Raw genomic sequence first — 13,953 nt, 5'->3', positions numbered from 1 at the left:
CCCCGCGTTCAGGGGGTAGGGGCGGCGCGGCTCAGATCAGCGCGAAGGTCTGCGTACGGCTGCTGTCCAGATGGACCTGCACGACGCGGCCGCGGGCGTCGGCGAACAGCAGGCTGTCGCCGCGCACGAAGACCTGCGCCGGCGACTCCGCCGGCCAGTCCAGTTCCAGCACGCGCTGCTTCCTGTACGTGTGGAAAAGCAGATAACGCAGATTCCTGCCGTATTGCAGCGCCGCCAGCAGGCCGCAGCCGTCGACGGCCAGGCAGTGATGGCAGGTGGGTGCAGCGGCGGCCGGATCCAGCTCCAGCACCTCCTGCTGCTCGCTGCCTGCCGGGTTGAACAGCAGTTTGTGGCTGTCGTCGGCGGTATGGACCAGCTGCAATTGCAGCGTGCCGTTTTCTTCCAGCAGCACAGGGCGGGCGGAATCCAGCACCACTTCCTCGCGCCGCGCCAGGCGGCGCTCGCGGCCGCGGTAGACCCAGCGCTCGAAGCCGTCCGGCGCCTTCACCAGATAGTCCTCGCCGGCGGCGCAGTAGCGCGCCTGCACGATGCAGCCGGGCGTCTCCACCTGCCACAGTACTGCCAGACCCGGCGCTGCCGTATCCAGCACGCGGATATGCCGCGACCCGGCCACGCTCCAGCACAGGCCGTCGTAGCGCCGGTTGAACACCAGCCCTGGATCCGCCAGCGGCAGGCTGCCCAGATCGCTGATGCGCTGGCCGACCAGGTCGATGCGGCTGACCTGGATAACGCCTTCGCGCCGCGCCAGCGCCAGTGCAACCAGGCCGCTGTCGGCCACGACCAGGTCCTGCGCCGGCAGGGCATAGCGCTGCACGCTGCGGCCGCCGGCATCGACGACGGCCACGCCGGTCTCGCCCAGCGCCACCAGCCAGCGGTCCCGGCCCAGCGCGGCGATGTCGCAGACCCCGTGCAGGCCGGCGGCCGGCGCGGCCAGTTGCAGCAGGGTATTGCCGCGCAGTAGCGGTTCGCCCTGTGCCGCCGGCGTCAGCCAGGGCGGCAGGTCGGCCAGCAGCAGCGGATCGCCGGCGTGCCGGGCGAGGCGGTCGAGTTCCTTGCCGCTGAGCGTGTTGCGGCCCAGAGCGCGGTCGGCGGCGATGGCGGGCAGCAGCAGGGCGCTGAGCCGGCCCAGTGCCGTGGTCCGTTGCGGTGCGGCCAGCAGGGCCTGGGCCAGTGCGGCGCGTTCGCTGCTCAGCGCGGCCGAATCGTGCAATGCGCGCAGGCGCCGCGCCTGCTGCGGCAGCGAGTCCGGCAGCAGCACCGCGCGCTGCACCAGGGCGCGGGCGCCCAGCTCGGCGCCGGCTTTTTCCGCCGCCAGCAGCCACTGCGTGGCCAGCTCGCGCTGCGACGGCAGCGGCCAGACGGTTTCCACCGCGGCCAGCCAGTCGCCGCGGGCGACCAGGCTGCGGCCCCATTCCAGGCGCAACTGCGCGGCGAGTTCCGGATGCTGGCCTTCGAGCAGGCCCACGGTTGCGGCGAAGGCGTCGTCGCGCCGCGCCACCAGCAGCGCGCGCGCGGTGTCGCCGGCCAGCAGCAACAGGCGCACGATGCTGGGCGCGGGCATGTCCCAGCCCAGGGCGAGTTCGGCCGCCTCGGCCGCGCGCTGGTGCTTGACCAGGTAGTCCAGCGCTTCCTGGCGCGCGCCGAGCAACTCGGCCAGCACGAACAAGGCTTCGTCCACGCGCCCGGCGCGGTCCAGCCGTTCAAAGGCCTGGCGATAGAGCTTGCGCAACTGGTGGTGGATCGCTTCGGGCAGGTTGATGGCTATGCCGCTGTCGCGCTGGCTGCTCAGGCTCAGATTGCTGCGCCGGCCTGGCGTGCCGAAAGCCTCGCCGGCACTTTCGCCGCCACCGCCCAGCGGCAGTGCGTTGCGCAGCGCTTCGTCCAGATTGTTGTTCTCGAACTGGCCCAGCAGCTTGCGCAGATAGGCGGCCTGCTGCCAGCCGAGCAGGGCGCCGGTGCGGGTCAGGTCGATCGCGCGGCTGAGCCAGGTGCGCCAGCGCTGCGGCCTGGCCGGCGGGCGCCGCGCCGCGATGCCGCCGGGGGCGGGCTTGCCGCTGCCATCGCCGGTGGCGGACGCCGAGGCCGGTTTCTTTCCCGCCAGCCGGTCCAGCCAGCGTGCAAAAGGCCCGCGCTGCGGCATCCCGCCTTGTTTCCTCCGTTCCGCGGCACGGCGCTGCAGCAGCTGCTGGAACTGCCGCGCCGCCGCGCTGGCCGGCGGTGCCTTGGCGCCCAGCACTTCGCGCGGATTCTTCCCCGTCAGCGGCGCGGCGGCGCCGGTTTCGTCGAGGTCGAAGGGCAAGCGCAGGGCGTAGTCGGCCAGCGACAGATGCCGGCTCAGGTCCAGCGGCTGGCCCAGCTGCAGCGCCAGCGTGTGCAGCTGCGCGCCGCCGATCAGGCCGATCTCGCCTTCGCCCAGGCTGGCGCCTTCCCCGCCCTGCAGCGGGCCGCTGCACAGCACGCCGTCGTGGCGGCACAGCGGCAGGCCCAGGCCCTGGTTGCAGTCGCGCCAGACGGGCGCGGCGAAACAGAGCAGGTCGCCTTCGTCGAAGCGCAGTGCCCGCGCGCCGGGCTGCCATTCGCGCAGCAGGCAGCGTTCGCGCGCGGACTCATCGCGCAGCGCCGCGGCGAACCACAGCGCGGCTACCGGCTGGCAGCCCTGCCACAGCGGCTGGCGCACCGGCGCGTTCATGCCGCGCTGCCCAGGTGCAGCAGCACGCGCCGGGTCGCCGCTTCCAGCAGCAGCACTTCGCGCCGCTCGGTCAGCAGGGCGACGCGCTCGCCGTCGTCGGAAACCGTCGCATGCACGATGGGCGCATCGGCCAGGTACAGCGCCTGCGGCGCGGGCGCGAACACGCGCAGGCGGCGGCGCGATTCGTCCAGCACCAGCAGGCCGTACTGCTGCGGCGTTTCCGGCGCGCGCACCAAGCCCAGTGCCTGGCATTGCGCCGGCAGCGGCAGCAGGCTGGTGTGCTGGCTGCGGTCCGTCTCCAGATGCAGCAGCTGCCACAGGATCGTGGCGTTGCCGCGGCCCGTGGCAACCGCATGGGCGCAGCAACCCTGCCAGCCGGCGCCGGCCGCCTTGCCGGCGAGAAAGACGGTATCCGGCACCGGCACGGTAGCCAGGGAGAGCAGGGACAGGCGCTTCTGGTTCTGGAAGATCCTGACCAGCTCCAGCTTGTCGCCGGCGACCCGGGCGATCAGCACATCCCGGGGACTGGCCTGGTGCAGGGCCAGCACCCGGCGCCAGTTCTGCTGCAGGCGTATGCCGTGGCGTGACTCGTAACCCGCCGGCGGCGGGTCTTTCAGATCCCAGACCCATTCCACCAGGTTGCCGCCGTGGTCCAGCAGCAACAGCGACAGCGGCGGCGCGCCCTCGTCCAACAGCACGCCGCGCAGCCAGTGGGCCTGGCCCGGCACGCAGGCCAGTTCCTGCGCCGGCGGCCGCGGCCAGCGCTTGAATTCGCGCAGGTTCCAGCCGCGCAGAGCGTCGCCGGCGAACAGCACGCCGCCCAGGTTGCTGTTGCCCAGCACTGCGCCGAGCAGGCTGGCACCGCGGCGCCAGTGCAGCGGCGTGCGCGATACCCGCCCGCCGGGCTGCAGGCGCACGTAGAGCAGGGTGGTACGGTCGAGCAGGGCCAGGCCCAGGCGCTGGCCGCGCCAGTCCAGCAGCGGCGCATGGGCCAGGCTCAGGCGTTGCTTGAGTTGCGTCGCCGTGCTGGCCGGCGGCGCGGCCAGGCCGGCGAATTCGCCGCGCAGCAGGCGCACGGCGGCCTTGTCCGGCGGCGGCTGCAGCAGCAGTCCGCGCTGGCGGTTGCCGCTGCGTACCTCTACGTCCAGCTGGCCGTCCAGGCGGCGCTGCACGTCGACCGCGTGGTTGTGGGCCAGTCCCGGCGCGGCGCCGGCGCCGATCAGCCAGCATTCGGCCGGGGCGGGGACGGCCAGGCGACTGTTCCAGTAGGCCGCGTCCGCGGCGTCGGCTGGCCGCAGGCTGCGGCTGCGCAGCAGGCGCTGCAGATGTTCCGGCTGGCTCAGTTCTGCCGCTTCGCCGCGTTCCTGCAGGCAGGCCCAGACGAATTGCGCGCCCAGGGCGGCGGCGCGCTGGGCCAGCAGCAGGGCCAGGGCGATATGGACCAGGCGCGGCGCGCCGAGCTGGTTCGGGCCGCTGTCGAACACGGCCACGAGCAGCGGGCGCGAGCGCGGCTGCACCCGCCGCGGCGCCAGGAACAGGTGTTCGCCGACGGCGGCGCGGCGCAGGAATTCCTCCGGTTCAACCTCGGCCAGCACCCATTCGCTGGGCAGCAGCCGGTCATAGCTGCCGTTGCGCTGCAGGCCGTCCACGCCGTCGTAGTGGAGCTGGCCGTGGCGCCGATGCGCGTTGGCCGGCCCCAGCAGCGGTTGCAGCCGGCGCAGCAGGTCGACCAGCACGCCGGCGACGGCGGGGTCGAACCCGCTCAGGTGCGCGCGCCAGGGCGCCAGGGGCGGCGGCAGCTCCATTTCAGCGCCAGCGCGCCGCGATCGCGGCCAGGGTTGCGGCGCTGGCCGGACGCAGCCGCGCCAGTGGGACCAGCTGGGCCGGTTCGGCCAGCAGCAGGTAGGAACCGACGCCGTGGCGCTGCTGGATCGCGTTGTGCAGCAGGTCCAGCGGCGCGCCGGGGCGGCGCGCGGTGTCCAGCCACAGGCCTGCAGCCTCGCTGCGCGGGGCGCAGTAGACGGCGCCTTCTACCCAGGGCAGGCCGGCGGCGGCGCCGCAGAGCAGCAGCAAGTCGCCATGGGCCAGCACTTGCCAGCCGGCGCCGTCCGGGCCGGACTCCAGCCGGGCCTGGGCGCGCCGCCACAGCCGGCGTGCGGCCGCGCCGGTGCCCAGCACGCCGGCGGGTTCGGGCGGCGCGGCTTCGTCCTGCCAGTGCCAGTTCATGCGTCCGCGCTGCGCCGGGCCAGTTCCTGGCGCAGCGCGGCCAGTTCCGGCGGCAGGCTGGCGGCGGAGAAATTCGCGTCGATCTCGCGCAGCACGGCTTCGCCGTGGGCGGTGTCGTCGGCCAGGCATTGCCGCGCGGCGTCGATCAGCCGTGCCGCGCGCGCCGGCGGTTGCAGCGAAGCGGCTTCCACCGCCGCCCGCAGGGTCGGGTTGGCCGCCGCGCCCAGGTGCTCGCGCAGCACGTCCTGGGCCGCGGACTGCGCTTCGCGCGTGGGCAGCACGTAGAACAGCGGCCACAGGTCGGCCGCCTCGGCTGTATCGCGGCCGGCCAGCACCGCGGCGGCGGCGATCAGGCGCTGCGCCTTGACGATGCGCCGGTCCGACAGGGCCAGCCCCGCCGCGCGCAGGCGGCGCACGGCGGCGGCAAGCAGGCCGCGCACGCCGTCCAGGTCCGCGGCCAGCACGCGCCGGCTGAGCTGGTCGATATCGCCGATGTCGGCGACATGGCCGGTGCTGCTGCGCTCGGCCTGCCAGCCGCCGGCGAGCAGGGCTTCGAGCTGGTGGTCGGGCACGGCGTCGATGAAGACATGCAGCAGGAAGCGGTCGGCGAAGGCGGCGAGGGATTCGTCCTCGGGCAGGGCATTGGATGCACCCACGCAGACCCGCAGCGGACAGCTCTGCTGGGTATGGCCGCGGCGGAAGCGGCGCTCGTTGAGGATGCCGAGCAAGGTGTTGAGGATAGCGGTGGAGCCAAGGAAGACCTCGTCCAGGAAGGCGACTTCGGCCTCGGGCAGCATGCCGCTGGTGTCGGTTTCCACCGTGCCCTCGCGCAGCTTGCGCAGGTCGACCGCGCCGAACAGCTCGCTGGGCTCGGTGAAGCGCCCCAGCAGGTATTCGAAATAGCGCCCGCCCAGGGCCTGGGCCACCCGGCGTACCACGATGCTCTTGGCGGTGCCCGGCGGGCCTATCACCAGCAGGTGTTCCTGCGCGACGGCGGCCAGCACGATCAGCTCGGCCAGCGGTTCGCGGCCGACCAGGCCGGCGCTGGCGGTCTGGGTGAGTTCGCGCAGGCGCGCGGCAGGGGATTGATGCATGGAATTGGGGATTCGGGAATGGGGATTCGGGGCCGGACGTCGAGCTGGGGCCTGGGTGCGGAATCTGCGGGCCGAGGTAAACCGGGATAACGCGGCAGGGAGGATCGGACGAACCCGGCAAACGGCAACCTGCCGCCGCTGCCCGCTCTTCAAATCCTGAATCCCTGATCCCGGCTCTTCTCGACCCAGTACGGATTCGGCTCGTCCGGTCCAGGCCGATACTGGAACCGCTTGTAATGCCATTGGTATTGCTCGAACGCCAGATTGACGCAGTCTTCCACGCCCCGGTTCAGCGCCGCCACGGCGCGCGGCAGGTCGGCGTCGGCGATGCCGGCCGGGGCCGGGCGGAAGCGGATGCGGAAGCCCTGGCCCCGGGGCAGGCGTTCGGCGAAGGCGAACAGCACGGTCGCACCGGTGCGCTGGGCCAGGCGCGAGACCAGCACCATGGTCAGGGCCTGCACGCCAAAGAACGGGGCGAATTCGCCGTCGCCCTGCTTGGGCTGCTGGTCGGGCAGGATGCCGACAACGCCGCCGGCCTGCAGGCGCTTGTACAAGGTGCGCACGCCGGCGCCCTCGGCCCGCACCTGTTCCGGACGCAGCGCGCCGCGGGCCTTGAGCAGCAGCGGTTCCACCCAGGCGTGGCGCGGCGGGCGGTAGACGATGGCCAGCTCGGTGCGGCTGCACAGCCAGAAGTTCAGCAACTCCCAGCAGCCCAGGTGCGGCGCCGCCACGATCAGGCCGCGGCGGGAGGTCAGCGCCTCCTGAAACAGTTCTTCACCGTCGACTTCGCGCACCAGGCGCAGCGCCCGGTATGGCCCGCCGCCCCAGATCCGCGCGATCTCGGTGATGGAGCGGCCGGTTTCGGCCAGCACGCGGCGGGCTGTCCGTTGACGCTCCTGTTCGCCGTATTGCGTAAGAACCAGACGCAGATTGATCTCGGTGTGGCGGCGCACCTTGCCGCCGGACCACCACATCAGGCGGCCCGCCAGCGCGCCCAGCCCGTGCAGCAGGCGCAAAGGCAGCAGCCCGGTCAGGCGCAGCAGGAAATAGACGATGGCGACAGGTAGGCGCATGCGAACCGCGGATGGTACCGGCCGGATTGACCCGCTGGCCATGCTTGCGCACCATCGCGTCCCCCCGGAATCCGAGGAAGGCGATGATCGCCCTGATCCAGCGCGTCAGCAGCGCCCGTGTCGAGGTGGACCAGATCCCGGTCGGCGCCATAGGCGCGGGCCTGCTCGCCCTGGTCGCGGTGCAGCCCGGCGACGGCGAGGCGCAGACGGCGCGCATGCTGCAGCGCCTGCTGGGCTACCGCGTGTTCGGCGACGAATCCGGGCGCATGAACCGCTCCCTGGCCGATACCGGCGGCGGGCTGCTGCTGGTATCCCAGTTCACCCTGGCCGCGGACACGGATTCGGGCATGCGGCCCAGTTTCACCACGGCGGCGGCCCCGGCCGAAGCCGAACGCTGGTTCAACCGCCTGGTCGAACTGGCCCGGGCGGCCCATCCGGGGGTGGAAACCGGGCGTTTCGGTGCCCATATGCAGGTCCATCTGGTCAACGACGGGCCTGTCACCTTCCGTCTGGAAGTCCGTTGATGAGTTGATACGCCAGAGCACGCTATGCCCGTTCGAGTCCGCCCGCGGGGCGCCCTTGACAGGCTTCCTATAATTTCCAGTCTTTGCCCCCAGCCGAGCCCACATGGCCATTGAGAACACCACCCAGGACCAGCAGTCCGACCTGAAGCTCCTCATCGTGAAGGGGCGCGAGCAGGGCTACCTGACCTACGCCGAAGTCAACGACCACCTGCCCGACGATATCGTCGATCCGGAACAGATCGAAGACATCATCGGCATGATCAACGGCATGGGCATCGAGGTGCACGAGACCGCACCCGAAGGCGAGATGCTGCCGCAGGACGCGCCTTCGGCCGTGGCCGACGACGAAACCGCGACCGAGGAGGCCGTCGCCATCCTGGCCGCGGTGGACGCCGAAGTCGGCCGCACCACCGACCCGGTGCGCATGTACATGCGCGAGATGGGCACGGTGGAACTGCTCACCCGCGAGGGCGAAATCGCCATCGCCAAGCGCATCGAGGAAGGCCTGACCGCGGTGCAGACCGCCCTGGCCAGCTTCCCCTGGTCGATCCAGCTGCTGATCGAGGAATACGACCAGCACATCGAAGGCAAGCGCCGCCTGTCCGAAGTCATTGCCGGCTTCGCCGACGTGGAAGAGCCGCAGCCGGCCATCAGCGAGGAAATGCTCGAAGCCGACGAGAACGGCGGCGCCGCGGCCGCCGCGACCAAGGACGACGAGGAAGAAGGCGACGGCAACGGCGAGGAAGCCGGCCCCGGCGAGACGGGCCCGGATCCGGTCGAAGTCGCCCGTCGCCTGGACGAGCTGCGCCAGTTCTATGCCAAGTTCCAGAAGACCGCGGAAAAGTACGGCCTGGCCGACAAGAAGGCGCAGAAGCTGCGCGACCAGATGGCCGAAGGCTTCCTCAAGCTCAAGCTGCCGGCGGTGATGATCGACAGCTTCGTCAAGAAGCTGCGCGACGTGGTCGGCAACATCCGCAACCACGAGCGCATCATCCTCGACCTGTGCGTCAAGTACGCCAAGATGCCGCGCAAGGACTTCCTGCGCGCCTTCCCGGGCCACGAGATCGACCTGGAGTGGACCGAGGAACTGATCCGCAAGAAGCAGAAGTGGTCCTCGGGCATACGCGCGCACAAGGACGAGATCGTCGCCGAGCAGGAAAAGCTGGTCGCGATCGAGAAGGGCCTGTTCCTGTCCCTGCCCGACATCAAGGAAATCAACCGCGCCATGTCCATCGGCGAGGCCAAGGCCCGCCGCGCCAAGAAGGAAATGGTCGAGGCCAACCTGCGCCTGGTCATCTCCATTGCCAAGAAGTATACGAATCGCGGCCTGCAGTTCCTGGACCTGATCCAGGAAGGCAACATCGGCCTGATGAAGGCGGTGGACAAGTTCGAATACCGCCGCGGCTACAAGTTCTCCACCTATGCGACCTGGTGGATACGCCAGGCCATCACCCGCTCGATCGCCGACCAGGCGCGCACCATCCGCATCCCAGTGCACATGATCGAGACGATCAACAAGCTCAACCGCATCAGCCGCCAGATGCTGCAGGAGATGGGCCGCGAGCCCACGCCGGAAGAGCTGGCCAAGAAGATGGAGATGCCCGAGGACAAGATCCGCAAGGTCATGAAGATCGCCAAGGAGCCGATCTCCATGGAAACCCCGATCGGCGACGACGAGGATTCCCACCTGGGCGACTTCATCGAGGACACCAACGTCGATTCGCCGATCGAATCGGCCACCAGCACCGGCCTGTCGGAGACCGTGCGCGACGTGCTCGCCGGCCTGACTCCGCGCGAGGCCAAGGTGCTGCGCATGCGCTTCGGCATCGACATGAACACCGACCACACCCTTGAGGAAGTCGGCAAGCAGTTCGACGTGACCCGCGAGCGCATCCGCCAGATCGAAGCCAAGGCCCTGCGCAAGCTGCGCCATCCCAGCCGTTCGGAACAGCTGCGTTCGTTCCTCGACCTGGAATAAGCCAATCCGCTTGTACCCGACTGCGGCGCCGGATGCCCTCCGGCGCCGCAGTCGTTTGTGCCTTCCGTACGCATCCGCCGCGTACCTGCGCTGCCGGTTTCCAGGCACGCGGCCGGCGCGACGGCCGCGCGCTTTCCATACGCTGCCGTAGCGCGCCTGCACTGCCGGCCCCAGCCGGCCCCGATTGATTACTGCGTCGCGCCGGCGGGCTTATACGCTTGAGTATTACCGGCGGATCGGTTACACGGCCGAGTTGACACGCGCGCGTAGTGGTCGGGGGACGGCTACGCGCTTCCTGCGGCCAGACCGGGGATTCCCGGGGCTGGCGGCAACGGCGTCATCGGGGAGGGGACAATGGAAGAGGTCACGGGGCTGCGCTGGCCGGAATGCGGCGCCCAACGGCTGCGCCTGGGCGAAGTCGAGATCGACCTGCGCTACCGCAGCGTGCACAGGGGCGGAGTCGCCTACGAGCTGAATCCGCGCTGCTTTGAACTGCTGCTGCTGTTCCTGCGCGAGCCGCGCATGCTGCAGACGCGTGAGGCCATCTTCCGCAAGGTCTGGCCCGGCGTGGTGGTGGAGGACGCCAACCTCACCACCGGCATCTGGATGCTGCGCCGCGCGCTGGGCGGCCTGGCCAAACAGTGGATACGTACAGTATCCAAACAAGGTTACATTTTCGATCCGCCGGCCTCGGTGCAGCTGGAAGTCTGCGACCCCGAGCCGCAGCCCGCCGCGGCCGCACCGGCCCAGGCCCTGCACGACGGCGAGCACTACGCCGCGATCGAAGAACCCACGCCGCAGGCCGCACCGCTGCAGCCGCCGCCGCCGCGCGAGCCGCTGCTCAGCCGCAGCCGCGCCGCACTGCTGGCCCTGGCCGCCTGCCTGGCCCTGTTCCTGCTGGCCGCGGCGCTGCTGCACAAGGATGGCGGCCCGGCCCTGCCCATGCGCGTGCTGCTGGTCGACGCCTCCGATTCCGCCGCGGCCGCGCCCACGCGCTGGCCGGCCCGGCTGCTGCACGCCTGGCTGGACTGGCAGCTGCACAGCGCGCCGGATCTGGTCGTGGGCGACGCCGGCCGCGGCGCGGCCCAGGGCCACGAACTGGCCGTGCTGCTCAGCGTGGACATGAGCGCCCAGCGCGACGGCGAATGGCAGGTCGCGGCACGTTTCCGCGGCAGCGCGGCGCCGGCCGACATCGTGCAATTCAGCAGCAGCGAGCGCCTGGTCGCGACCCTGGACCAGGTCAGCCGGCGCACCCTGGCCGCGTTGTCGGCGCGCCTGGACGCGGCGCAGGCACCGCCGCTGGCGCTGGATCAGCTCACCGCGGCGGAACTGGTCGACGGCCTGGACGCGCAGCGGCAGCGGCGCTGGGCCGAGGCGGTGCGGATACTGACCGGCGTCGTGGAAAAATCCCCGGGTCTGGGCTTTGCCCGCCTGCGCCTGGCGCAGAGTCTGGCTGAGCTGGGCCAGCAGGCCGCGGCGCAGGTCGAACTGTCCCGCGCCCAGCCCTGGACCGATGCGTTGCCGGCCAATCTGCGCCTGCCGATACAGGCCGAGCAGGCGCTGATCCGGCGCGACTACGACGGCGCCGCGCAGATCTACGCCGGCCTGCTCAAGAGCGGCGGCGACAACCCCGCCTACCGCCTGGCCGAAGCCGCCAGCCTGAGCCTGGGCGGACGCAGCCTGGACGCCGCGCGCCGCCTCGCCGGCGAACTGCCGGCGGCGCCGGAACTGGCCCTGCGCTGGCTGCTGGAGCAAAGCCAGATCGAACTGGCCAACCGCGACCTGGCGCGCGCCGGCGAAACCGCGGCGCGGGCGCTGGAGCTGGCCCGCCGCCAGGGTTCCACCCACGAGCAGGCGCGGGCCGCGCTGCTGCTGGCCGATATCCAGGTCAGCCGCGGCCAGGCGGTGGAACAGGATCTGTTCGCACAGGCGGCGGCCGGCTTCGAAGCCGCCGGCGACCGCCTCGGCGCGCTGCGCGCGCGGCTGTATGCGGAACTCGCCCAGGCGCCGGCCGCGGCTGCCCTGGCGCATCTGGACGAACTGCTGGCCCAGGCGCGCTCGGCCGGCAATGCCGCGGTCGAGATCGACGCCCTGCGCCGCGCCGCGCAGTGGAGCTACCGCCGCGGCGACGCACGCGATGTGCGCGCGCGCCTGGACCAGGCCGCCGCCGTGGCCGAATCCACCGGCAACCGCTACGAACGCCGCCGCACCGACATGGAACTGCTGCGCGAGGACGCGCTGCGGCTGGATTTCGCCGCGCTGGAAAACCGCATCGCCGTGCTGCGCGCGCAGCCGCTGCAGGGCGCGCTGGCCTACGCGGTCGGCGTGGCCCAGGCGCGCCTGCACTACCTGCGCGGCCAGTACCCGGCCGCGCTGGCCGTGCTGCAGCAGACCGACGATCTGCTGCGCGAAGCCGGCGACGGCGTGCTGCCGCAGATCGCTGTCACTGTAGGCTGCTACCGCGCCATCGTGCACACCTTGCTGGGCCAGACGACCAGCGCGCGCAACGACTACCGCGACTGCCGCGCCTCCGGCCTGCCCGCGTTCAACCAGCTGGCCGACCTGGGCGACGCGGAACTCGCCATCCAGGCCGGCGACCTGGCCGAGGCGCGCCGCCTGCTCGCGCCCGTGCGTGCGCGCCTGGCCGCGGTGAGCGCGCAGCCGGACCGCTGGGGCCTGAGCATGGACCTGGCCCCGCTGCTGGCCCGCAGCGGCGACCTGCGCGGCGCGCGCGAGCTGGTCGAGGAAGTGCTGCCGGCGGTGGTCGAATCGGGCTACCGCCTGATCGAGGCCGACCTGCGCATCACGCTGGCGGAGATCGCCCTGGCCGAGGACCGTCCCGCCGATGCGGAACGCGAAGCTGCCGCCGGCGCCGCCCTGCTGCCGGCCGACTACTGGTACGAGCGCCGCCGCCTGCGCACGGTGCAGGCCCTGCTCAGCCAGTCGCGCGGCCAGCTTGCCGCTGCGGCGCGCCAGATCGACGCCCTGCACGCCGACGCGCGCGAGCGCGGCGATGTGCTCGGCGAACTGCTGGTGCACAGCCTGATGGATGCCAATATCGCCGCCGCCGGCTGCCCGGACGAGCGCCGCGCGCGCCTGGTCGCGCAGAGCGGCATGCGCGGCGCTTCGGATATCTGGATGAACCCGGCCGCGCGCGGCGAGCGCACGGCGCTGAATACGCGGCCTTGAGCACTGCGCGCTGCGGGTTTCGCGGCGCGCAGCGGTGAGAGAGCCGGCGGTTGCGGCCATCTCTGCAGGCGGTGCGATCGGTGTTGCGGCGCGAGTGCGGAACTGCCGGCGAACGCAGCGCCGGCGCCGCATGGAACGGCATCCGTGACTGGCAAGGACTGCGCCCCTGGCCGGCAGCCCGGTTGCGGCCGTGTCCGGTCGCCGCCGCTATGGCGCGGGAATTACGTACGGCGCCAGGGCTTGCGAGCCGCGCTTCCCGGCTGTGTGCAACCGTTCAAATTCGCACAGCCGCTCAAGCCGCCCGCAGCAGCGCAATCACATCCTCGCGCGCGCGCTGCGCCAGCGCCTGGCGGTCGGCCAGCTCGGCGGCGGAGATGGGCCGGCCGATATTCACCACGATGGTGCCCGGCCGCACGTGGAAGAGGCCCTGCAGGCTCAGCACCTTGCCCGAACCGTGGATGGCGATGGGCACCACTTCGGCGCCGGCGTCCAGCGCGATCTGGAAGGCGCCGCTCTTGAATGCCTGCACCTCGCCGTCGCGGCTGCGCGTGCCTTCGGGGAATACGCACAGCGTGGCGCCGGCGGCGACCAGGTCGGTCGCCTCGCGCGTGCGCCGCGCCGCCTCGCGCGCGCTGGAACGCTCGACGAAGATCATGCCCATGGCGCGGGCGTAGCGCCCCACGAACGGCACCCGCGCCAGCTCCTGCTTGAGCAGGAACTGCAGCGGTACCGGCACGGCGCGGAACAGGGCGCAAATGTCGATCATGGACTGGTGGTTGGCCACCACCACATGCGGCCTGGACCAGTCCACCTGCTCGGCCCCGCGCACCACCAGGCGTGCGCCTGAACCGCGCAGCAGCCCCGGCGCCCAGCAGCGCGCGGCCATGCGCAGCGGCAGGCGGCGGCTGCGCGTGACCAGCAGCACCAGCAGGGCCAGGCAGATCCAGCCCGCCGTCCACAGCAGCGTGAACACCAGCTGCAACGCATTCAGCACGGCCCAGGCCATGCGCGAAATCGACATCAGCAATTCCCCCCGAGTTGTCCCTGCCAGTGCCCGCGCGGCGTCGATACAGCCGCGGCCCCCGGGCGTCCTGTGCCGGGCCGCTGCGGCGGCCCGTTCCAGCCCGTAAGAATCGCGGGTTGGCGCGCGGGGCTCAAG

Annotated in this window: 9 protein-coding genes; 3 read left to right on the top strand and 6 right to left on the bottom strand. The window is 71.7% G+C overall.

All coding sequences use genetic code 11. The features are described from left to right. Positions 1-31 precede the first annotated feature (31 nt). From NM961_RS05270 to NM961_RS05250, 5 genes are all read right to left on the bottom strand, one after another. Positions 32-2,710, bottom strand: a complete 2,679-nt coding sequence (locus NM961_RS05270; RefSeq protein ID WP_255912358.1) for a bpX6 domain-containing protein — start codon at positions 2,708-2,710, stop codon at positions 32-34. Then, positions 2,707-4,515 carry a hypothetical protein gene (locus NM961_RS05265; protein WP_255912356.1) on the bottom strand — a complete coding sequence of 603 codons (1,809 nt, stop codon included), beginning with the start codon at positions 4,513-4,515 and terminating at the stop codon, positions 2,707-2,709. Before NM961_RS05265 ends, NM961_RS05270 begins: the two co-directional genes overlap by 4 nt. Position 4,516: 1 nt before the next feature. Continuing rightward, positions 4,517-4,936: a bpX5 domain-containing protein gene (locus NM961_RS05260; protein WP_255912345.1), complete on the bottom strand. Its 420-nt coding sequence runs from the start codon at positions 4,934-4,936 to the stop codon at positions 4,517-4,519. Then, entirely contained in the window at positions 4,933-6,030 is a 1,098-nt protein-coding gene (locus NM961_RS05255) for an AAA family ATPase (RefSeq protein WP_255912334.1), read from the bottom strand. Before NM961_RS05255 ends, NM961_RS05260 begins: the two co-directional genes overlap by 4 nt. Positions 6,031-6,179: 149 nt before the next feature. Continuing rightward, on the bottom strand, positions 6,180-7,103 hold the full coding sequence (locus tag NM961_RS05250) for an LpxL/LpxP family acyltransferase (protein WP_255912332.1): 924 nt from the start codon (positions 7,101-7,103) through the stop codon (positions 6,180-6,182). An 83-nt stretch (positions 7,104-7,186) separates the two neighbouring features. Here NM961_RS05250 and dtd point away from each other — a divergent pair, with 83 nt between their 5' ends. From dtd to NM961_RS05235, 3 genes are all read left to right on the top strand, one after another. After that, the gene (gene dtd, locus NM961_RS05245) at positions 7,187-7,627 is read left to right on the top strand and encodes a D-aminoacyl-tRNA deacylase (RefSeq protein WP_255912330.1); all 441 of its coding nucleotides are present in this window, start codon (positions 7,187-7,189) and stop codon (positions 7,625-7,627) included. Between the two features lie 103 nt (positions 7,628-7,730). Then, entirely contained in the window at positions 7,731-9,605 is a 1,875-nt protein-coding gene (gene rpoD, locus NM961_RS05240) for an RNA polymerase sigma factor RpoD (RefSeq protein WP_255912328.1), read from the top strand. A 354-nt stretch (positions 9,606-9,959) separates the two neighbouring features. Further along, positions 9,960-12,794, top strand: a complete 2,835-nt coding sequence (locus tag NM961_RS05235) for a winged helix-turn-helix domain-containing protein (RefSeq protein WP_255912317.1) — start codon at positions 9,960-9,962, stop codon at positions 12,792-12,794. 292 nt (positions 12,795-13,086) lie between these two features. On the opposite strand, the gene NM961_RS05230 is transcribed toward NM961_RS05235, so the two are convergent. Then, positions 13,087-13,815: a lysophospholipid acyltransferase family protein gene (locus NM961_RS05230; RefSeq protein ID WP_255912315.1), complete on the bottom strand. Its 729-nt coding sequence runs from the start codon at positions 13,813-13,815 to the stop codon at positions 13,087-13,089. Positions 13,816-13,953 lie beyond the last annotated feature (138 nt).

Source organism: Tahibacter harae, from assembly GCF_024437735.1.
In the GTDB taxonomy this organism is placed as follows: Bacteria; Pseudomonadota; Gammaproteobacteria; order Xanthomonadales; family Rhodanobacteraceae; genus Tahibacter; species Tahibacter harae.
Note: the sequence above shows the minus strand (reverse complement) of the source record. Positions and strands in the feature narration are given on the sequence as shown.